Consider the following 19320-nt stretch of genomic DNA (forward strand, 5'->3'; position numbering starts at 1 on the left):
GCTGTGACTCTTCAAAGGAAGGAGCGATGGTGATCGAACTCGAAGACGTCCCGGAGCTCAACAACCCCGTCGTGATCGCCGCCTTCGAGGGCTGGAACGACGCGGGCGAGGCAGCGACGGCAGTGATCGACCACCTCATCGACGTGTGGGATGCCGACGCCATCGCGGCGCTCGACCCGGAGGACTACTACGACTTCCAGGTGAACCGGCCGCGCGTCGTCCTGGAGGACGGTCGCCGCCGCATCCACTGGCGCACCACGCGGATCCTCGTCGCCCGCTCGGCCGGGCTGGACCGCGACGTCGTGCTCATCCAGGGCATCGAGCCGTCCTTCCGCTGGCGGGCCTTCACGATCGAGCTGATGGAGTTCGCGCAGGAGGTCGGCGCGAGCACCGTCGTCACCCTCGGGGCGCTGATGGCCGATGTGGCGCACACCCGGCCGATCCCGGTCACGGCCACCTCCGACGACGACGACGTGATCCACCGTTTCGACCTCGAGCCGAGCCGGTACGAGGGCCCCACCGGGATCGTCGGCGTCCTCGCCGACGCGGCCACCCAGTCCGGCATGCAGTCGCTCTCGTGCTGGGCGGCGGTGCCCCACTACGCCGGCCACTCACCGTCCCCCAAGGCCACCCTCGCGCTGGTCTCCCGGCTCGAGGAGCTGCTCGACGCCACCATCCCCCACGGCGACCTCGCCGAGGGAGCCAAGGCGTGGGAGCGGGGCATCAATGAGCTCGCCGACACCGACGAGGAGGTCGCCGAGTACGTGCAGTCGCTCGAGGAGGCCCAGGACACCGCCGACCTGCCCGAGGCCAGCGGTGACGCCATCGCCCGGGAGTTCGAGCGGTACCTGCGTCGCCGTGGCCAGGAAGGACCCGGCTGACCGGGCTCCGGTCAGACCGGGCTCCGGTCAGACCCGGACGCCGAGGATGGCGTCGAGCGCGCGGGCGAGGACGCCGGCAGAGGTGCTGTCCGACCCACCGCGCGTGAGGGTCTGCCTGGCCCAGCGGTCAACAGCCGCCAGCGCGCCCGGGGTGTCCAGGTCGTCCGCGACGCGCGTGCGGATCGCCTCGACGACCTCGTCGGAGTCGGGCGCGGCGTTGACCGACAACGCCTCGCGCCACGTGTCGAGCCGGGCCTGGGCCTGCTCCAGGATCGCGTCGGTCCAGCACCACTCCGTGCGGTAGTGCTGCCCGAGCAGGGCGAGCCGGATCGCCATCGGGTCGACGCCGTCGGCCCGCAGCTTGGAGACCAGGACGAGGTTGCCCTTCGACTTGCTCATCTTCTCGCCGTCGAGGCCCACCATCGCCTGGTGCGTGTAGGTCCGGGCGAAGGGACGCTGGCCGGTCAGCACCACCGCCTGCGTGGCGCTCATCTCGTGGTGCGGGAACAGCAGGTCGGTGCCGCCGCCCTGCACGTCGAACGACATGCCCAGGTGGTCCAGCGCGATCGCGGTGCACTCGATGTGCCAGCCGGGTCGGCCCTGCGGGAGTCCTTCGACGACCCACGACGGCTCGCCGTCGCGGGCCGCGCGCCACAGCAGCGGGTCGAGCCGGTCGCGCTTGCCCAGCCGCTCAGGGTCGCCTCCACGGTCGGCGAAGACGGCCAGCATCTGCTCACGGGTCCAGTTGGAGACGGCGCCGAACCCGGGGTCGGTGGAGACGTCGAGGTAGAGGTCGTCGCCCTCGGAGTCCGGGGTGTCGACCGGGTAGGCGGCACCCTGCTCGAGCAGGGTCCGCACGGCGGCGCCGACGGGCTCGATGCTCTCGACGACACCGACGTAGTGGTCGGGGGGGATGACGGCCAGCGCGGTCATGTCCTCACGGAAGAGGGCGATCTCCTCCGCGGCGAGGTCCTCCCAGCGCACCCCGTCGCGGGTGGCCCGCTCGAGCAGGGGGTCGTCCACGTCGGTGATGTTCTGCACGTACTCGACGGCGTGGCCGGCGTCGCGCAGTGCGCGCCCCAGGACGTCGAACGTCACGTACGTCGCGGCGTGCCCCAGGTGGGTCGCGTCGTAAGGCGTGATGCCGCAGACGTACATCCGCGCCGTCGGTCCGGGCGTGATCGCCCGGACCGAACCTGTCGCCGAGTCGAAGACCTGCACAGGGTGTCCGGTGCCGGGCACCGCGGGAAGGAACGGGGTGGGCCAGGAGATCACACCGGAAGCCTACGGGGACGGCTCAGAGCGGCGGCCACGGGATGGCCGGCCAGTCCCCGGAGGGCACCGGGTATGCCGCGTGGTCGAGGAGCGCGGCGCACCTCGCCTGGAGGGCGGTCACCTCGCCCGGCGTGAGCAGGGGGGCGAGCCCGGCCCGCAGCGACGACCCGCCGTCGGCGAGGGCGTCACTCACCCGGGTGATCCGGGCCAGGTCGTCGTCGGGCAGTGGCTGTCCGGCGAAACCCCAGAGGACCGTGCGCAGCTTGGGCTCCTCGTGCAGGCTCACGCCGTGGTCGAAACCACGGAGCCGGTCGCCCTCGCGGACCAGGTGCGATCCCTTGCGGTCGGAGTTGTTGATGACCGCGTCGAACGCCGCGACGGCACGCACCACCGGGCTGTCCTCGTGGACCACGAGCACCGGACGGCCGCGCTCGTCCTCGCCGCGCAGCACGGCCAGCCAGCCCTGCGGCACCGCGTCGGGCGCAACCACGTCGACCACGTGGTCGGGCGGTGTCTCCGGGTCACCGACCCACCGCTGCACCGAGCCAGGGCCCCGAGGCCCGTCGCGCAGCACCGTCTCCGGCACGACGTCCCAGCCGCCCGTCGTGCTGATCAGGTGGGCGGCGACCTCGCGAGCGGCCAGCGAGCCGTCGGGGAAGTCCCAGAGCGGACGCTCACCCCGGATCGGCTTGTAGATCGCCAACGGGCCCTCGTCGTCCTCGAGCCGGACCAGCAGCGCGAGGTTGGAGGCGTCGGCCAGCGCTCCCAGCACCACCAGGTCTGCGCGCGTCAGGAGGTCGAGGGAGACCGACGGGCCACCTGCGGGCTGGGTCAGCGCTTGTACCCGTTCGAGCGGGGGCAGATGTGCCCTTCGGGTTCGAGCGGACCACCGCAGAACGGGCAGGGCGGTCGGCCCGCCGAGACGACGGACTGGGCGCGCCGGGCGAACGCGCGCGCCCTCGACGGTGGCAGCACGACCCGCATCTGGCGGGGCTCCTCGGCGAGGACCTCCGAGTCGACACCAGCCTCTGGGTCGTCGGGGTCGCGGTCGAGGGCCTCGATGACGATGACCTGACGGTCCTCGTCCCAGGCGAGGCTCAGCGTCGTGACGCGGAAGTCGTCCTCGATGGGCGTGTCGAGGGGAGCGTTGTCGACCACCTCGGCCGCCGCCTGGTCGGCGCCCTCTCCCCCGGCGTAGCTGTCGAGCAGGTCGTTGATCCGGTCGGCGAGGACCGAGACCTGCTGCTTCTCCAGCGAGACGCTGGTCAGCCGACGTCCCTCGCTGGCCTGCAGGAAGAAGGTCCGCTGCCCCGGCGGACCGACGGTGCCGGCGACGAACCGGTCCGGTGGATCAAACTCGACGAGCCCCATGGCAAAACTCTAACCGGCTCCCCCACCGACGGTGGCGTCGCCCGACGCGGGGGCGTCCGGTGGGGGCTGGAAACGCGAGAGATCAGGGGCCAGGTCGTTCGCGGCCAGGAGGAAGGTCTGCCTGCTGCCGTAGCGCACCACGGACACCGAGGCGGGGTCCGCGGTGTAGCGCTGGAAGCGGGCCAGCCCGGAGCCGGTGGCCTCGGCCAGGGTCGCCTTCAGCAGGTCGCCGTGCGTGACCGCCACCCACAGCGCGGAATCCCCGGCCGCGGCGGCCACCTCGGCGTCGTGGCGCCGGACGGCGGCGACCACGCGGTCACTCATCTCGCGAAGGCTCTCCGCGGCATACCGGTCGTCGTCGGGGAAGCGCGCGGTCTCGGGGTCGTCCTGCACGGTCCGCCAGAGCGGCTCCTGGGCCAGGTCCTTGAGGGCTCGTCCGGTCCACGCGCCATAGGCGCACTCCTGGAGGTCGTCGTCCACCGTGACCTCGACGCCGGCTGCGGCGGCGAGCGGTGCCGCGGTCTCCAGGCACCGTTCGAGGGGGCTGCTCACCACCCGCGCGACGGGCAGGTCCCGGAACCGCCGGGCCAGCTGGTCGGCCTGCTCACGACCCCGGTCGGTGAGGTGTATGCCGGGCAGCCGGCCGGCGAGGACACCGTCACCGTTGGCGCTCGAGTGGCCGTGACGGACGAGCAGGACGGTGGGCACGTGCGCACTCTACGGTGCGGCGGCGCACTTCCCGGCGGGTTGGTCGCGGGACCGTCGCAGACGTGGTGGAGTAGCCCCGTGATCGTGGACCAGGCCATCTACCGCCAAGGCCAGCGGCTTCCCTGCGGCGACCTCAGCGACGCCCTCGAGGACCTGCGCGGCGGGGACGATCCGCACGCCTTCCTCTGGATCGGGCTGAAGAACCCCACCGACGCCGAGTTCGACCTCGTCAACGACGAGCTCAAGCTGCACCCCCTCGCCGTCGAGGACGCCGTCAAGGGCAACCAGCGACCCAAGGTCGAGCTCTACGACAACACGATCTTCGTCGTGATGAAGACGCTGCGGTACATCGAGGAGACCTCGGACGTCGAGACCGGTGAGGTGATGCTCTTCGTCGGTGACCGGTTCGTGGTCACCGTGCGCCGGGGTGAGGCGAACCCGCTCGCCCGCGTCCGGCACGACCTCGAGGCCAACAGCGACACCCTGCGCCACGGCGAGATCGCCGTGGTCTACGCCGTGATGGACAGCATCGTCGACAACTACGTCAGCATCGACGCCGAGCTCCAGAAGGACCTCGAGGACATCGAGGCGTCGGTCTTCACGGGGGCCAACCGGGTCAGCTCGGGCACGATCTACCGGCTCAAGCGCGAGGTGCTGGAGTTCCGCCGCGCCGCCGTGCCGCTGGCCGCGCCGCTCAAGATGCTCCACGACGGCTCACGCTCGCCCCTGCCGCAGAAGGAGGTCCGGCTGCTGTTCCGCGACGTCGCCGACCACCTCCTGCGGGTCATCGACCACGTGGAGTCCTACGACCGGCTGCTGACCGACATCCTCAACGCCCACCTGGCGCAGATCACCGTGCAGCAGAACTCCGACATGCGCAAGATCTCCGCGTGGGTCGCCATCGCCGCCGTGCCCACGATGATCGCGGGCATCTACGGGATGAACTTCGACAACATGCCGGAGCTGAAGTGGCACTACGGCTACTTCATGGTCGTGGGCGTGATGGCGGCCGCCTGCCTGGCCCTCTATCGCGCGTTCCGGAAGTCCGGCTGGCTCTGAGGTCTGTCACCCGGCGGCTTGCCGGCCTCGAATGTTATCGACTAACATATGGCTATGTCGGTGGTCCAGGGCAGCAGGAGCGAGCGCACCCGCACGCGGCTGCAGGGCGTAGCCCTCAGGCTGTTCAGCGAGCAGGGTTATGACGAGACAACCGTGGAGCAGATCGCCAAGGTGGCCGGCGTGAGCCACATGACCTTCTTCCGGCACTTCCCGACCAAGGACGCAGTCGTGCTCGAGGACGGCTTCGACCCGGCCATCGCGGCTGCCGTGGCGGCAGCCCCGACCGACCTCCCTCCCCTGACGCGGGTCTGCGCCGGGCTGCGCGCCGCGCTGACCCATGCAGACGTGCCCGGTGAGCGCGAGGTGCGGGCCCGTGTCAGGATCGCGGCCGAGCATCCGGTGCTCCGCGCCGGGACGTATGCCGCGACCGAGGCCACGCAGGAGGCGATCGCCGAGGTGCTGGTGGCGGACGGCGTCAGCGAGTTCGAGGCGCGCGTCGCCTCCGCCGCTGCCTTGGCTGCCCTCACCGTCGCCCTGCTGGAATGGTGCCTCGGCGACCACGATGACCCGATGACGAGTCGGCTCGGATCGGCGCTCGACGTGCTCGACGCAGGTGCCCGCCGATGAGCGCCCTGCGGATCCGCAGCCTGGCGCACCGCTACGACCACAGCGCTGTGCTGCACGACGTCGACCTCACCGTCGCTCAGGGTGAGGTGCACGCCCTGGTCGGCTTCAACGGGGCCGGGAAGACGACCCTCATGCGGGCTGCCCTGGGGATGATCAGGCCGACCGCTGGGAGCATCCGCATCGACGGTGTCGACGTCGCCCACCTCGACCGCGTGGGCTGGGCGGGTGTCGGTCACCTGATCGACTCACCCTTCGTCTACCCCGAGCTCACCGTCCGGGAGAACCTGTGGACTGCGGCCAGACTGCACGGGGTGTCGGCACCCACCGCGCGGACGCGCGCCGACCAGACCCTGGCCGCGCTGGAGCTCGCGCCGTGGGCCGACCGCCGCGCATCATCGCTCTCCCAGGGCAACCGGCAGCGGGTCGGCCTGGGCAGTGCCCTCGTGCACGATCCTCGGCTGCTCGTCCTCGACGAACCCACCAACGCCCTTGACCCGGCCGGCGTGCTGCTGCTGCGCGAGCAGCTCCTGACGCGGGCCGCCGCCGGAGCGGCCGCACTGGTCTCCAGCCACCACCTGGACGAGGTGGCTCGGATCGCCGACCGCGTGAGCGTCATCCACGCTGGGACGATCGTGGGAGAGCTGGACCCGCACGGAGTGGACCTGGAGCGGGCGTTCTTCGCGATGGTGCACGCCGCCGACGTCGCGACCCGGCGGGTGGAGTCCGTTCGATGACGGCAGCGTATGTCGTGGAGGCGCTGAAGCTGCGCCGGTCCCGCGTCGTCGTGGTGGTCACCGTGGCCCTGCTCGTGGTGCCGGCCCTGCTGGCCCGCGTCTTCCTGATCGCTGCCGAGCGCGGTGGCGCCGACCCGATGAGCACCAAGGCCGCCCTGTTGCTGCCGGGGGTCGGCTGGCCCGGTTACGTCGGCGGCCTGGTCCAGGTCTACGCCACGGCGGGCGTCGTCGGCGCGGGAGTCGTGGTCGCGTGGTGCTTCGGCCGGGAGTACGCCGACCGAACGGTGGTCTCGCTATACGCGTCCGCGACCCCGCGCACCTCCGTCGCCAAGGCGAAGCTGGTGCTGCTCACGGCGTGGTCAGTCGCTGTGGGCACCGGCGTGGCCGGAGCTGCCGCGGTGATCGGGCTCGCCACCGGCCTCGGACTCCCCGACGCCGCTGACTGGCGCGCCCTGGCGCGGCTCGGGCTGCTGGCGGTCCTGTCCGGCTTCCTCGCCCTGCCCGTCGCCGCGCCTGCCAGCATCGGGCGGGGCTATCTTCCCGGCATCGGCGGCCTGATGGTGCTCGTCGTGACCGCGCAGGTGGCCGTCGTGGCCGGGGCGGGCACCTGGTGGCCCTGGTCTGTGGCTGCGGTGTGGGCCATGGGCGGCGCGTCGGGGATGGAACCGGTGGCACCGGCCTGGCTGGTGGTCGTGCCGCTGGTCGCCGCCCTCGGCGCCTACACCACGGTGACCTGGTGGCAGCGAGCCGAGGTCGTCTGACGGTCCCGGTCTGCGGGACAGGGCCTGTCCGTGCCTCGGGCTATGGACTCTGGTGCTGGCGTGGGAGAGCCTGTGAGCGTGGCTGCGGCAGTGGCACTGGTGGGCAGGCAGGTCGAGCTCGCGCATGCCGCCGCTGCGCTCCGCGAGGTCGAGCGGGGGAGGGCGTCGGCACTGGTGATCGAGGGAGAGGCCGGCATCGGAAAGACCCGGCTGGTCGACTGCGTCGCCGATGACGCTCAGGAGCGTGGGTTCGCCGTCCACCGCGGGCAGGCTCACCCCTTCGAGCGCACGCGGCCGTTCGGGGTCGTGGCGTCGGCACTGGGCCTGAGCCGGCGCTCGTCCGACCCGCGCAGGGCGGCTCTCGGGGAGCTGTTGGGCCGCGGTCGTGGGGCATCGGGCGAGGCGGTCGGCGACCTCCGCTACCGGGTCGTCGAGGAGATTGTGGACCTGATCGAGAGCACCTGCTCCAAGGGCCCCATGCTGCTCGTCGCCGAGGACCTCCAGTGGGCCGACAGCGCGAGCCTGCTGGCGATCCTGTCGGCCGCCCGACAGCTGCCCCTGGCGTCGTTGCTGATCGCTGTGACAGCACGGTCCTCACCGCATCCCGCTCCACTGGAACGGCTTCTGGCCGACCTGGCGGACGGGGGCGCGCGTACCCTCACGCTGGCGCCGCTGTCCTCGGACGAGGTCGCCGTCCTCGCCCGAGACGTGCTGCGAGCGCTCCCCGGCCCAGGACTGACCACGATGCTGGCCCAGGCCGGAGGCAACCCGCTCCTGGCCGTGGCCCTGGTGCGCTCACTGGCCGATGAAGGCCTGCTGCGTCGCGACGGTGACAGCGTCGACGTGACGACGTCGCAGCCCCCGGCGTCGCTGAACGACCTCGTGGTCCGCCGCCTCAGCGACCTGCCGACGGCCACGCGGGAGCTGCTGCAGGTCGCGGCCGTCCTCGGTGACGCAGTGTCGCTTCGCGACATCGCCCGCGTCACGCACCGCTCGCCCTCCGAGGTCGTGGCCAAGCTCAGGCACGCGTTCGAAGCCCAGCTGCTCGATGCCACGGATGACCGTCTCGTGTTCCGGCACCAGCTCGTCCACGACGCGATCTACCAGCACGTCCCGCCCGCCGCCCGCCGCCTGCTGCACCGTGAGGCGGCTGTCGTGCTCATGTCCGGGGGCGCCGACCGACTGGACGTGGCTGATCACCTGATCCGCGGCGCGGTGAAGGGTGACGAGCAGGCGGTTGCCTGGTTGAGGGGTGCCGCCCGTGAGGCGTCGAGCCAAGCTCCGTCGGTCACCCTCGAGCTCGTGCGACGCGCCGACGGACTGTTGCCCCGGGGTCATCCCGAGGCGGACCTGGTGTCCGCGGAGCTGGTCCAGGCCCTCCTGCGGGCCGGGCAACCAGCCGAAGCGTCTGATCGTGCCCACGCTGTGCTCTCGCGCCCGCACGCCGTCGAGGTGGACACCCCGTTGCGCGTGGCGTTGGTCGGGGCGCTGGCTCTCCAGAACCGCGCCACCGAACTGGTCGCCGTCGTCCGGTCCAGCCTCCACGGCGCCGCCCGGCTCCAGGCCGCAGACCGCGTCATGATGCTTGCCCAGGAGAGCTGGGCGCTGACCTACACGGGCGACCCGAAGGCGGGCGAGGCGTCCGCCCGCCAGGGCCTGGTCATCGCGGAGGAGTCGGGTGATCGGGCGATGACGGTCTGGGCCCTGACGGCGCTGATGGTGGCCGTGGGTCGACAGGGCCGCTTCGGTGAGGCGCTGACCCATTCCCGCCGGGCAGCTGCGCTGGCCGCTGGCACCCCCGACACGAGGTCGCTGCCGCTGCGTCCCACGTTCTTCTTGGGGCTGGCGCTGTTCGACTGCGACCTGGTCAGCGAGGCGCGAGCGGCCTACCGCGACGCCCTCGACGACGAGTCCGGCGCGGGGTGGTGGCTCTCCGAGACGCTCTTGGCGGATGCCCAGGCGTTGTTTGCCCTCGGTGAGTGGGACGACGCCGTGCCAGGACTGATCGCGGCCGGGGAGGCCGCGCAGGAGAAAGGAAACCCGCTCCTGGTGTCCCAGTCCGCCGCCTATCGAGCCATCATCGCGACCGGCACGGGGGACTACCGGACGGCTGCCGAGCTTGCCGCCGGACTGGTCACTTCGCTGGACACGGACCCGCCGACCTACAACGCAGGGGTCCTCGCCGTCGCGGTAGCAGGGCTGAGGACGGCTGAGGGAAACCACACGGACGCCTACACCGTGTTGCTGCGGTGCTGGCGATCCGAGGTCGCCCGGGACAGCCGTTTCTACCACCGCTGGCTCGCGCCCGACCTGGTGCGCCTCGGCGTGGAACTCGGACACAGGGACGTCGCGGCCGAGGTCTGCGACGCCGTCACAGAGGCAGCGGCGCTGGCGCCCGAGGTCCCGACGTTGCAGGCCTCGGCCTTGCGCTGCCAGGGCATGGTCCTCGGCGCGGTCGAACCGATGCTCCAGGCGATCACGATGGTCCGCCAGACGCCGCTGCTGGTCGAGCACGCCACCGCATGCGAGGACGCGGCGAGGCTGCTGGACCTGGACGGCCGGCACCGTGAAGCGGCCGAGCTGCTGACGGAGGCACTCGAGCGCTACGAGCGGGCGGGGGCCGACGCCTGGGCGGCCGACGTCCGGGGGCAGCTGCGCGCACTCGGCGTCCGTCCAGGTCCGCGTGGTTCGAGGCACCAAGCCGAGACGGGCTGGGAAAGCCTCACCAGGACCGAACGGGCGGTGTCGCGGCTGGTCGCGGAGGGACTCACGAACGGAGCCGTGGCCCGACGGCTCTACATCTCTCCGCACACCGTCAACACCCACCTCAGGCACGTGTTCGCCAAGCTGGGCGTGCAGAACCGCGTCGCGCTCGCGGCGATCGTCCATCACACGAACGAGTGATGTCTCTTCACCGTTTCCGCTCCCACGCTCGAAGTGCGCGGCGAAGGACGCTGCGGCCAAGGACGAAAGGATGCGGCGATGGACCACGCTGCGACGATGCGGAGTACCTACGAGCTGATCAACGCGGGAGAGATCGGCAAGTTCGGTGACCTCGTGGCCGACGACTTCATCGAGCACCAGGGCGGACCGGGGTTTCCCACGACCAAAGAGGGAACCCTGGACTTCTTCCGGGCTCTGCGGACCTCGTTCCCCGACTTTCGGATGGATGTCGAGGACCTGATCGCCGACGGCGACAAGACCATGGCCAGGGTCAGCGTGACGGGAACGCACCAGGGTGACTTCATGGGGGTGGCCCCCACCGGGGCCGCGGTCCACATGGACCTCGTCGACATCATGCGGTTCGACGGAGCCGGCCTGGTCTGCGAGCACTGGGGTGTCGCCGACATGCTTTCGCTCATGCACCAGCTCGGCGTCGTCCCGTCGGGCGCACCGGCGTAGCACCGGTCCGCACCGGGCCTGCACGCCGGGCCCGGCGCGCTGCGCCACTCGGCAACCGATGCCGCCACCGACCCCGGGTCAGCTGCCCTGCTGTCCCACCCGATCACCAGGAGAGAACATGCCCACTGTCATCGTCACCCACCGGGTCACCGATACCGACCACTGGCTCTCGTCGCCGAAGCGTGAGGAGATCCTGCCTTCCTTGGGCGCCAGCAACATCCGGACCTTCGTGGATCCCCAGGACCGCTCGAAGGTCGGGCTGGTCCTGGACGTCGCAGACCTCGACGCCTTCTTCGCCGTGCTCGGCAATCCGTCCGACGAGCTGGCTGAGGCCATGAAGTACGACACCGTCCTACCCGAGACGATGGCGATCCTCGTCGGGTCCTGACGCGAGGGCCGCCACCTGGTCGACGGATCAGGTGGCGGTCATCCAGCCGGCCGCCAGGACCACGAGCAGCACGAGGCCGAGGGCGACGCGGTACCAGACGAACGCCGTGATCTTGTTGCTGCTCACGAACCTCAGCAGCCAGGCGATCGAGGCGTAGGCGACCACGAACGAGACGACGACGCCGACGATGATCGGCCCCACGCCGAGCAGCTTGAGGTGGTCGGTCTCGCTCAGCAGCTCGAAGACGCCGGCCGCCGTCAGCGCCGGGATCGCCATGAAGAAGGACAGCCGTGTCGCGGTGAGCCGGTCGAGGCCCCGGAACAGCCCGGCCGAGATGGTCGCACCCGAGCGCGACACCCCGGGCACCAGCGAGGCGCACTGGACCAGGCCGATGACGAGCCCGTCGCGCAACGTCACCTGGCCCTCACCGCGCTCCTCACCACGGGTGGTCAGCATCGCGTGACGGCTCTCGGCGAGCCACATCACGGCGCTCCACACGATGAGCGCGGTCGCCACGACCCACAGGCTGCGCAGGCCACCGCTGATCAGGTCCTTGGCGGCGAAGCCCACGATCCCCACCGGGATCGAGCCCACGATGACCGCCCAGGCGAGCTGGTAGTCGTGGTGGGTGCGGGCCTGCGCGTTGCCGAGCCCGGCGAACCAGGCGCCGAGCAGTCGGACGATGTCCTTGCGGAAGTACAGCAGCGTGGCGAAGATCGCGCCGAGCTGGATGACCGCGGTGTAGGCGGTGACCCCGGGGGCGTCGACCTTGAGGCCGAGCAGCTTCTCGGTGATGGTGAGGTGGCCCGTGGAGGAGACCGGGAGGAACTCGGTCAGGCCCTCCACGATGCCGAGGATCAGGGCGTCGAGGTAGCTCAGGGTCAACGGTCTGCTTTCGGTTCAGTGGAGCGGGAGCGGTGCGGCGCCGAGGTCAGAGGCCAGTCTCCCCCATCAGCTCGGCCATGGTCCGCACGACATGCAGCCGCTCCTCGAGACCCCCGGCGAAAGGGGCGACGGACAGGGTGCCCGTGCCGACCTCGGCGTACCTGGCCATCCGGTCGCGGATCCGGTCCCGGGGCCCGATGAGGGAGGTGGCGTCGATGAACTCGAACGGCACGGCCGCCGCGGCATCGCGGTGCTGCTTGGCGAGGTAGAGGTCCTGGACCCGGGCGGCGGCCTCCTCGAAGCCCATCCGCACGGCCAGCTGGTTGTAGAAGTTCTGCTCGCGGGAGCCCATGCCGCCGATGTACAGGGCGGCGTAGGGCCGGATGGCGTCGGCGGCGGCCGCCACGTCGTCCGAGATGACGACCGGCACGGACGGCGCGAGGTCGAACCCGTCGAGGGGGTCGTCCTCGGACCCCTTGCCCGCCCGCCGACGGCCGGCCACGACGGACCGGACGAGGTCACCCGAGTGCTCCGGGCTGAAGAAGATGGCGTGCCACCCGTCGGCCACCTCCCCGGCCAGCTCCAGGTTCTTCGGACCCACGGCCGCCAGGTAGATGGGCAGGTCGGGACGCGGCGGGTGGATGGTGAGCTTGAGTGCCTTCCCGGGGCCGTCGGGCAGCGGCAGCGTGAAGTGCCGCCCGGCATACGCGAGGCTCTCGCGCCGCAACGCCATCCGCACGATGTCGACGTACTCGCGGGTCCGCCCGAGCGGGGCGGTGAACGGGACGCCGTGCCACCCCTCGCTCACCTGCGGTCCGCTGACCCCCAGGCCCAGCCGGAAGCGACCCTTCGACAGGGTGTCGAGGGTGGCCGCCGTCATCGCCGTCATCGCGGGGGTGCGCGCCGGGATCTGCATGACCGCCGCCCCGAGGTCGATCCGCTCCGTCAGGGCCCCGATCCACGCGAGGACGGTGGGGACGTCGGAGCCGTAGGCCTCCGCGGCCCACGCCACGGCATACCCGAGGCGGTCGGCCTCCTGCGCGACGGCCACGTTGTCCTGGTCCACACCCATGCCGAAGTAGCCGAGGTTCACACCGAGTTCCATGGGAGCGAGGTTAGCGGCGGGTGCGCCGCAGGAACGCGGCGTGGGCCGACTACCGTACGGAACCATGCGCCAGCGACGAATGGGGAGCTCCGGGCTCTCGGTGTCCCGACTGGCCCTCGGCACGATGACCTGGGGCCGTACGACCGACGAGGAGGGCGCGCGGGACCAGCTGCGGACCTTCCTGGACGCCGGTGGCACCCTGGTCGACACGGCGCACGGCTACTCCGACGGCACTTCCGAGGAGATCATCGGCCGGCTCATCGACGCCGACGTGCAGCGCGAGGACCTGGTCATCTGCACCAAGTCGGGGATCTCCCGCCGGTCCGGCCACCGCGTCGTCGACACCTCACGACACAGCCTGCTGAGCCAGCTCGACACCTCGCTCGAACGCCTCGGCACCGACCACGTCGACCTGTGGCTGGTGCACACCTGGTCGGACGAAGCCCCGCTGACCGAGACGCTGTCGGCGCTCGAGTGGGCGGTCAACACGGGTCGGGCCCGCTACGTCGGGGTCTCCAACTTCAGTGGGTGGCAGGTCGCGCGCGCCATGTCGCTGCTGGAGCAGGCTCGGGTCCCGTTGGTGGCCAACGAGGTCGAGTACTCCCTGACCAACCGCACGGCCGAGCCCGACCTCCTCGCCGCAGCCCAGGCCCTCGGGTTCGGGCTGCTCCCCTGGTCGCCGCTGGGCCGCGGGGTGCTGACCGGCAAGTACCGCAACGGCATCCCCGCCGACTCCCGGGCCGCGTCGCGCGACTTCCCGCGCTTCACCGCGCGCTACCTCGACGACCGCAGCACGGGCATCGTCGAGGCGCTCGCCATCGCCGCCAAGGGGCTCGATGTGAGCCCGGCCGAGGTGGCCCTGGCCTGGGTGCGCGACCGCCCGGGTGTGGTCAGCCCCGTGGTCGGGGCGCGCACGACCGCGCAGCTGCGGACGTCACTGGCGAGCGAGTCGCTGGAGCTCCCGGAGGAGCTGGTCGCCGCCCTCGACGAGGTGTCCGCCTGACTGCTCGGCGGTGAGGGCCCGGCGCTGGTTGGTCGGCGCCGGACGGCTCAGCGTTGGCTGTCGCGAGCCTCGACGTCGTAGTCCGCGTCGTCGAGGCCGGAGTAGACGCTGCCGTCGCCGTCCTCGTCACCGTGGTCGTCGAGCTCGTCGTCCTCGTCACCGTCGGTGTCGTCGTCGTGGGTGTCGTCGTCGTCCCGGTCTTCCCGGTCGTCGTCGTCCTCGTCGTCCTCGTCACCGTCGTAGATGTCGAGCGGGGTCATCTCCCCGTAGGCCTGGAGCAGGGCGTCGTCGTACTCCGCGAAGGCGTCGGCGAGGTCGTCGTACGCCGCGATGACCGTCGGGTCTTCCTCGCCCCGCTTGGAGGCCGAAGCCTCCAGGTGCCGCTCGAACGCGGTCATGAGGTTGGCCAGCGCGCCACGCGGGTCTGCGGTCATGGCTCGACGGTATCGGGTTCTGGGGCAAAATGGCGCTCGATGGTTGAGTACGAGTACCGCGTGGTGAGCTTCACCCGTGCCGATTCACGATCCGACATCCGGCGGACGTTGACCGAGCATGCCGAGTACGGCCACTGGGAGCTGCACCGCACCCGCATCTACCTGGGCGGCCAGCAGCGGACCTGGTTGCGCCGCAAGATCATCCGCGCGCCTCGCCCGCACTGACGGCGTCAGTGCGGGCGAGTCCCACAGCGGTCCTCGGCGCGCGCTTCACCGGACGACTGCGAGCAGGTGGGCCTTGCGCAGGAACGCGATGCCGAGGGCGATCAGCCCTCCCGCCAGCCAGACGGTGGGAGCGACGGCAGTGCCCGTGAAGGCCAGGGAGCCCGGCAGGCCGGACCGCGGGTCGGCCGCGGCGGCCGGTCGCGCACGGGGGCCGGACGCGTCAGGCGCCTGCGGCGAGGCAGGGGGCGCAGGGGTCGCCGCTCCCTCGGGGCACGGGACCACGAGCGGCTGCAGCGGCACCCCCGCATCCACCAGCTCGGCGATGACGTCGCGGTCGAGGACCACGATGGTCGCGCGGACGGGCACGACATCCTGCTGGACGCGGGCACAGACGCCGAGGAACTCCGCGACCGCCGCGTCCACCGCCGCGCGGTCGTCGCCAGCCGGAGCCCGCACGTCGGCGCTCGCACCCGGGTCGGCCTGGCTCGCGGCGCCCGAGCCCTGGCCCGGCTGGCCTGGAGCGGCTGGAAGGGCAGGCACGGCGGGCGCGCCCGGCAACGACGGCGGCGCGGGGACGTTCGGGGGCGTGGTCGGCAGTGCGGGGCCACCGGAGCCATCGAGCAGCTGGGTCACTGCCGACGTGGCGGGGTCGGTCGCGGACCTCAACGCCTCACCGAGTGGGTCGGGCGCGGTCGCGGCGCCGGCCGCACCGGCGGACGACAGCCACAGGAGCCCGGCGACGGCTCCCACGAGCGCGAGCCGGGCGGTGGTTCGACCCTGGGACCGGTACGTCATGTGCTGCTCCTGCCGTCGCGTGGACTCTCACGAGGTCAAACGACGAGCGCGACCCGCGGGCTACGCCCACGCGGGGCAAAGTTTCGGTATGCCGCGGGGCCGGCCCCGCGGCATACCGCTCAGCAGGTGGCGATGAAGCGCTGGAGGACGCGCGTGCCGAACTCGAGCGCGGCGACCGGCACCCGCTCGTCGATGCCGTGGAACATCGGCGCGAAGTCGAGGTCGGCGGGGAGCTGGAGCGGGGCGAACCCGTAGCCGGTGATGCCCAGCTTGCTGAGGGCCTTGTTGTCGGTGCCCCCGGACAGGCAGTAGGGCAGCACCTCGGCGCCGGGGTCCTCAGCCAGCAGGGCCGCCTTCATCGCCTCGACGAGCGGCCCCTCGAACGGCGCGTCCAGCGCGATGTCACGGTGCACGATGTCGACGGTGACGTGCTCGCCCGCCAGCTCGCGGATGGTGTCGAGGAGCTCGTCGTCGTGGCCGGGCAGGAACCGGCAGTCGAGGGAGGCCGAGGCGCTCTGGGGGATGACGTTGTGCTTGTAGCCGGCCTCGGCCATGGTGAAGTTCGCGGTGTCCTGGAGCGTCCCGCGCACGAACCCCTGGGCGCCACCGAGGTGGTCGAGCAGCTCGTCGAGGTCCTCGTCGGAGTAGGGCGTGCCGGTCAGGTCGGACAACCCGTCGAGCAGCTCGCGGACGGACGCGATGTACTCACGGGGCCACTTGTACTCGTTGACCCGGGTGATCGCCTCGGCGAGACGGACGAGGGCGTTCTCGTCGTTGGGCACCGAGCCGTGCCCGGCGCGGCCGTGCGCGGTCAGGCGCAACCAGAGGATGCCCTTCTCGGCGGTCTGCACGAGGTACGCGCGGGTCTGGCCGTCGGGGGTCGGGACCGTGACGCTGTAGCCGCCGACCTCGGAGACCGCCTCGCTGACACCGTCGAAGAGCTCGGGGTGGTGGTCGACGACGTGGTGGCTGCCCTTGACCCCGCCGGCTTCCTCGTCGGCGAAGAACGCGAAGACGATGTCGCGCGGCGGCTTGGCACCCCGGCGGGCGAGGTCGCGGATGTTGGCGAGGATCATGGCGTCCATGTCCTTCATGTCCACCGCACCCCGGCCCCAGATGCAGTCGTCGCGCAGCTCCGCGGAGAGCGGGTCGACCTGCCAGTCGGCGGCGTTGGCCGGCACGACGTCGAGGTGCCCGTGGATGCACAGGGCCGGCCGCTCGCGGTCCTCACCCTCGATCCGGACCACCACGCTCGTGCGGCCCGGGTCGCTCTCGACCACGGTGGGCTCCAGCCCGACCTCACGCAGCTGCGCCACGACGTAGTCGGCCGCCTCGCGCTCCCCCGGTCCGCTGCCGTCGCCGTAGTTGGTGCTGTCGATGCGGATCAGGTCGCGGCACAGGCGCACGACCTCGTCGACGGGGCTGATCGGCTGGGTGGTGGGCTGGGTGGTGGGCTCGGTGACCTCGCTCATGACGCCCAGACTAGGCGCGTCTGGTATGCCGTGCCCGTGCTGGTTCGCCCGGGTTCCGTTGTGCACTGGGCCGTTTGGGAGAAGGGGTGGCCTGCGTGCTATCGTTCCGGGTCGCAGCAGGCGCTCCCCAAAGTGCCTGCCAAGCACCTTGTCCGGGTGGCGGAATGGCAGACGCGCTAGCTTGAGGTGCTAGTGCCCTTTATCGGGCGTGGGGGTTCAAGTCCCCCTCCGGACACCACCAGCGAAGGGCCCTCCACCATGGTGGAGGGCCCTTCGGCGTCGGTCGGGCGGGTCTCAGCCCGCCGAGAACACGTTGGGGACCGATCGCTGCCACTCGGTGCCGGCCCGGTCCAGCCGGATGACCTTGCCGCTGGCGGTGCGCGCCACCATCGTCGTGGAGCCACCACCGTCGAGGTTGGTCGCGTCCCACGAGCCGAGCTTGGCCATGTAGTCGGCCATCTGGTGGATGGTGGCGCCGCCGTAGCGCACGCCGTCGACGGTGGCCCGGCCCGAGACGGCGACGACGAGCAGGTCACCGCTGTTGGTCCACCCGACGGCGGTGCGCGGTCGCAGCAGCTCGTCGCGGCTCGTGCAGGTGCCGCCGTTCTTGACGCCCTGGTTCAGGAACCGGGCTCCGCGGCCGACGGCCTCGTAGGCCGGGAACGGGGCGTCGGTGGAGGCGTGGTAGCCGACGGACACGCTGGTGCCGATCCGGAAGGACGCCAGCCAGCTCCCGGCCGTGCCGGTCGCCGTCAGGATGGTCTGCCCCGAGGCGGCCGCCTGGCCGCGGGTGGTCCCGGTGCGGACCGCCACGACCTTGCCTCCCGCGACGACGACGTCGGCCGTGCCGTAGGGACGACGGGCCTTGCCCCACGACGGCGTGTAGGCGTTGATGCCGCTACCCGCCAGGCTCTGCCAGTTCAGCCCGGTCACGGCCTGGTAGCCGTGGCCCGAGGCGCTGACGCTGCCCGTGATCCACAGCCGGGACGGGAGGGACCGTCCGTCCTTGGCGGTCACGATGGCAGGGTCGTGCGTGGATCGGGCCTTGCGGAGCCAGCCCGACGTCATCTGCGGCAGGTCGGGCATCGCCCCCACCGTCGCGTTGAACACGCCACCGTTGACCATCACCACCGCGGTCGGTGCGTCGAGGAAGTACGCCGACGGGATGCGCGAGGAGTTGAGGCTCGACGCCCCGCGGACCCGCGGGTTCGCGGTCGAGGAGCTCGGCACGGTGACGGCCACGATGCGGGTGGACGCCTGCGGGTTGCTCGGCGTGGGCCCGGTGTCCCAGATGCGGGCCGTCGCTCCGCCCGCCAGCTTGGTCACGGTGGGCGTCCGTGACAGCAGGGTGGGCGTGGCCCGGCAGGTGGCAGCGTCGGCGGTTCGCGGGGTGGCCAGGGTGACGGCGCCGGTCAGGGTGGTGGCCAGGGCCGCGGCAGTGGTGAGCGCCAGAGCAGAGCGCCAGGTGGGTGCGTTCATGGGTGCCAAGTCCTTCTCGGTGCACAGCCCGGGGGTCGGCTGCCTCACCCGGAAGGGTGCCGCACCCGGCCCGGCCGCGCCGGAGTTCGCCCGAAAAGGGGCTGAACACCCGACAGGAACTCCTGCGGACCCGACGCCGGGACCTTGGACCGTGGGCCGCACCGAAGGTCGGGTCGAGGCTGGAGCCGGAGGTGAAGGCCATGTCCACCAAGCTGAACCCGTCGCTTCCCGCGACGACTGCCAGTGACGTCCGCGCCGACCACGAGGTGCGAGCCGTCCCACCCAGGACCCGTGCCGTGGGTGGCTTCTTCCTGTTCACCGGCGGCGTGCACGTGGGGATCGTCTTCGCCGACACCGAGGCCTACCGTCACTTCGCCGACCGGGCGCTGTTCGCGTTCGTCCGCACCGGCTGGACCGACCTCTTCATGGCGAGCCCGGTGCTGTGGGGTCTCCTGGTGGCCGCCGGCGAGCTCACGCTCGCGTTCCTGCTGCTGCGCGGCGGGCTGCCGGCCCGCATCGGCTGGGTCGGTGTGGTGACGTTCCACGTCCTGCTGATGCTGTTCGGCTGGGGCTTCTTGGCCTGGTGCGTCCCGGCCCTGGTCTTCCTGGTCCGCAGCGCGCGTGCCGACTGGCGCCGGCTCGGCGGCTAGGCGGTCGGACGACCAGCCCGGGACCAAGTGCCCTGTGGCAGGTGGACTCCCCAGCGGGAACGTGAG

At 71.6% G+C, this 19320-nt stretch carries 21 protein-coding genes and 1 tRNA gene; 12 read left to right on the forward strand and 10 right to left on the reverse strand.

Annotated elements, in window-relative coordinates:
- Window positions 1–29: 29 nt before the first annotated feature.
- Window positions 30–881, forward strand: a complete 852-nt coding sequence (locus ABD262_RS07020; protein ID WP_344134579.1) for a PAC2 family protein — start codon at window positions 30–32, stop codon at window positions 879–881.
- Window positions 882–908: 27 nt separating this feature from the next.
- Here ABD262_RS07020 and mshC read toward each other — a convergent pair whose 3' ends face one another.
- Genes mshC through ABD262_RS07040 form a run of 4 tightly spaced genes read right to left on the reverse strand, consistent with a single transcriptional unit; the run spans window position 909 to window position 4235 of the window.
- On the reverse strand, window positions 909–2156 hold the full coding sequence (gene mshC / locus ABD262_RS07025) for a cysteine--1-D-myo-inosityl 2-amino-2-deoxy-alpha-D-glucopyranoside ligase (protein ID WP_344133173.1): 1248 nt from the start codon (window positions 2154–2156) through the stop codon (window positions 909–911).
- Between the two features lie 22 nt (window positions 2157–2178).
- Window positions 2179–3051 (reverse strand): SCO1664 family protein, encoded by an 873-nt coding sequence (locus ABD262_RS07030; protein ID WP_344134582.1) that lies wholly within the window; start codon window positions 3049–3051, stop codon window positions 2179–2181.
- Complete coding sequence (locus tag ABD262_RS07035; RefSeq protein WP_344133176.1) at window positions 2988–3527, reverse strand: DUF3090 domain-containing protein; 540 nt, start codon at window positions 3525–3527, stop codon at window positions 2988–2990. Before ABD262_RS07035 ends, ABD262_RS07030 begins: the two co-directional genes overlap by 64 nt.
- A 9-nt stretch (window positions 3528–3536) precedes the next feature.
- Window positions 3537–4235, reverse strand: coding sequence for an MSMEG_4193 family putative phosphomutase (locus tag ABD262_RS07040; protein WP_344133179.1), 699 nt, complete (start codon window positions 4233–4235; stop codon window positions 3537–3539).
- Between the two features lie 78 nt (window positions 4236–4313).
- On the opposite strand from ABD262_RS07040, the gene corA reads away from it, so the two are divergent.
- From corA to ABD262_RS07075, 7 genes are all read left to right on the forward strand, one after another.
- The gene (gene corA / locus ABD262_RS07045) at window positions 4314–5294 is read left to right on the forward strand and encodes a magnesium/cobalt transporter CorA (RefSeq protein ID WP_344133182.1); all 981 of its coding nucleotides are present in this window, start codon (window positions 4314–4316) and stop codon (window positions 5292–5294) included.
- Between the two features lie 54 nt (window positions 5295–5348).
- Window positions 5349–5921, forward strand: coding sequence for a TetR/AcrR family transcriptional regulator (locus tag ABD262_RS07050; RefSeq protein WP_344133185.1), 573 nt, complete (start codon window positions 5349–5351; stop codon window positions 5919–5921).
- Window positions 5918–6655: an ABC transporter ATP-binding protein gene (locus ABD262_RS07055; protein WP_344133188.1), complete on the forward strand. Its 738-nt coding sequence runs from the start codon at window positions 5918–5920 to the stop codon at window positions 6653–6655. The genes ABD262_RS07050 and ABD262_RS07055 overlap by 4 nt, the downstream gene beginning before the upstream one ends.
- Window positions 6652–7416: an ABC transporter permease gene (locus tag ABD262_RS07060; RefSeq protein WP_344133191.1), complete on the forward strand. Its 765-nt coding sequence runs from the start codon at window positions 6652–6654 to the stop codon at window positions 7414–7416. The genes ABD262_RS07055 and ABD262_RS07060 overlap by 4 nt, the downstream gene beginning before the upstream one ends.
- Before the next feature lie 78 nt (window positions 7417–7494).
- Complete coding sequence (locus ABD262_RS07065; protein WP_344133194.1) at window positions 7495–10320, forward strand: ATP-binding protein; 2826 nt, start codon at window positions 7495–7497, stop codon at window positions 10318–10320.
- 78 nt (window positions 10321–10398) lie between these two features.
- A complete protein-coding gene (locus tag ABD262_RS07070; RefSeq protein ID WP_344133197.1) occupies window positions 10399–10818 on the forward strand; it encodes an ester cyclase in 420 nt (139 codons plus the stop codon).
- Between the two features lie 118 nt (window positions 10819–10936).
- Window positions 10937–11206, forward strand: coding sequence for a hypothetical protein (locus tag ABD262_RS07075; RefSeq protein WP_344133200.1), 270 nt, complete (start codon window positions 10937–10939; stop codon window positions 11204–11206).
- Window positions 11207–11233: 27 nt separating this feature from the next.
- Here ABD262_RS07075 and ABD262_RS07080 read toward each other — a convergent pair whose 3' ends face one another.
- Together ABD262_RS07080 and ABD262_RS07085 are read right to left on the reverse strand one after the other, a co-directional pair.
- Window positions 11234–12091 (reverse strand): undecaprenyl-diphosphate phosphatase, encoded by an 858-nt coding sequence (locus ABD262_RS07080; RefSeq protein WP_344133203.1) that lies wholly within the window; start codon window positions 12089–12091, stop codon window positions 11234–11236.
- A gap of 46 nt (window positions 12092–12137) precedes the next feature.
- Complete coding sequence (locus ABD262_RS07085) at window positions 12138–13196, reverse strand: LLM class F420-dependent oxidoreductase (protein WP_344133206.1); 1059 nt, start codon at window positions 13194–13196, stop codon at window positions 12138–12140.
- A 64-nt stretch (window positions 13197–13260) separates the two neighbouring features.
- On the opposite strand from ABD262_RS07085, the gene ABD262_RS07090 reads away from it, so the two are divergent.
- Entirely contained in the window at window positions 13261–14199 is a 939-nt protein-coding gene (locus ABD262_RS07090; protein ID WP_344133209.1) for an aldo/keto reductase, read from the forward strand.
- 47 nt (window positions 14200–14246) lie between these two features.
- Here the strand turns inward: ABD262_RS07090 and ABD262_RS07095 are convergent, their stop codons facing one another.
- Complete coding sequence (locus tag ABD262_RS07095; protein ID WP_344133212.1) at window positions 14247–14633, reverse strand: hypothetical protein; 387 nt, start codon at window positions 14631–14633, stop codon at window positions 14247–14249.
- Window positions 14634–14672: 39 nt separating this feature from the next.
- Between ABD262_RS07095 and ABD262_RS07100 the strand changes: the two genes are divergently transcribed.
- Window positions 14673–14858, forward strand: coding sequence for a DUF5703 family protein (locus ABD262_RS07100; protein ID WP_344133215.1), 186 nt, complete (start codon window positions 14673–14675; stop codon window positions 14856–14858).
- 45 nt (window positions 14859–14903) lie between these two features.
- Here ABD262_RS07100 and ABD262_RS07105 read toward each other — a convergent pair whose 3' ends face one another.
- On the reverse strand, window positions 14904–15653 hold the full coding sequence (locus ABD262_RS07105; protein WP_344133218.1) for a hypothetical protein: 750 nt from the start codon (window positions 15651–15653) through the stop codon (window positions 14904–14906).
- Window positions 15654–15772: 119 nt separating this feature from the next.
- Window positions 15773–17125 (reverse strand): M20/M25/M40 family metallo-hydrolase, encoded by a 1353-nt coding sequence (locus tag ABD262_RS07110; protein WP_344133221.1) that lies wholly within the window; start codon window positions 17123–17125, stop codon window positions 15773–15775.
- Window positions 17126–17275: 150 nt separating this feature from the next.
- Between ABD262_RS07110 and ABD262_RS07115 the strand changes: the two genes are divergently transcribed.
- Window positions 17276–17363: transfer RNA gene (locus ABD262_RS07115), tRNA-Leu, on the forward strand.
- 56 nt (window positions 17364–17419) lie between these two features.
- Here the strand turns inward: ABD262_RS07115 and ABD262_RS07120 are convergent.
- Window positions 17420–18604: a phosphodiester glycosidase family protein gene (locus tag ABD262_RS07120; RefSeq protein ID WP_344133223.1), complete on the reverse strand. Its 1185-nt coding sequence runs from the start codon at window positions 18602–18604 to the stop codon at window positions 17420–17422.
- A gap of 200 nt (window positions 18605–18804) precedes the next feature.
- On the opposite strand from ABD262_RS07120, the gene ABD262_RS07125 reads away from it, so the two are divergent.
- Window positions 18805–19254, forward strand: coding sequence for a hypothetical protein (locus ABD262_RS07125; RefSeq protein WP_344133225.1), 450 nt, complete (start codon window positions 18805–18807; stop codon window positions 19252–19254).
- Window positions 19255–19320: the final 66 nt, after the last annotated feature.

It is taken from the genome of Pedococcus bigeumensis (assembly GCF_039531795.1).
In the GTDB taxonomy this organism is placed as follows: Bacteria; Actinomycetota; Actinomycetes; order Actinomycetales; family Dermatophilaceae; genus Pedococcus; species Pedococcus bigeumensis.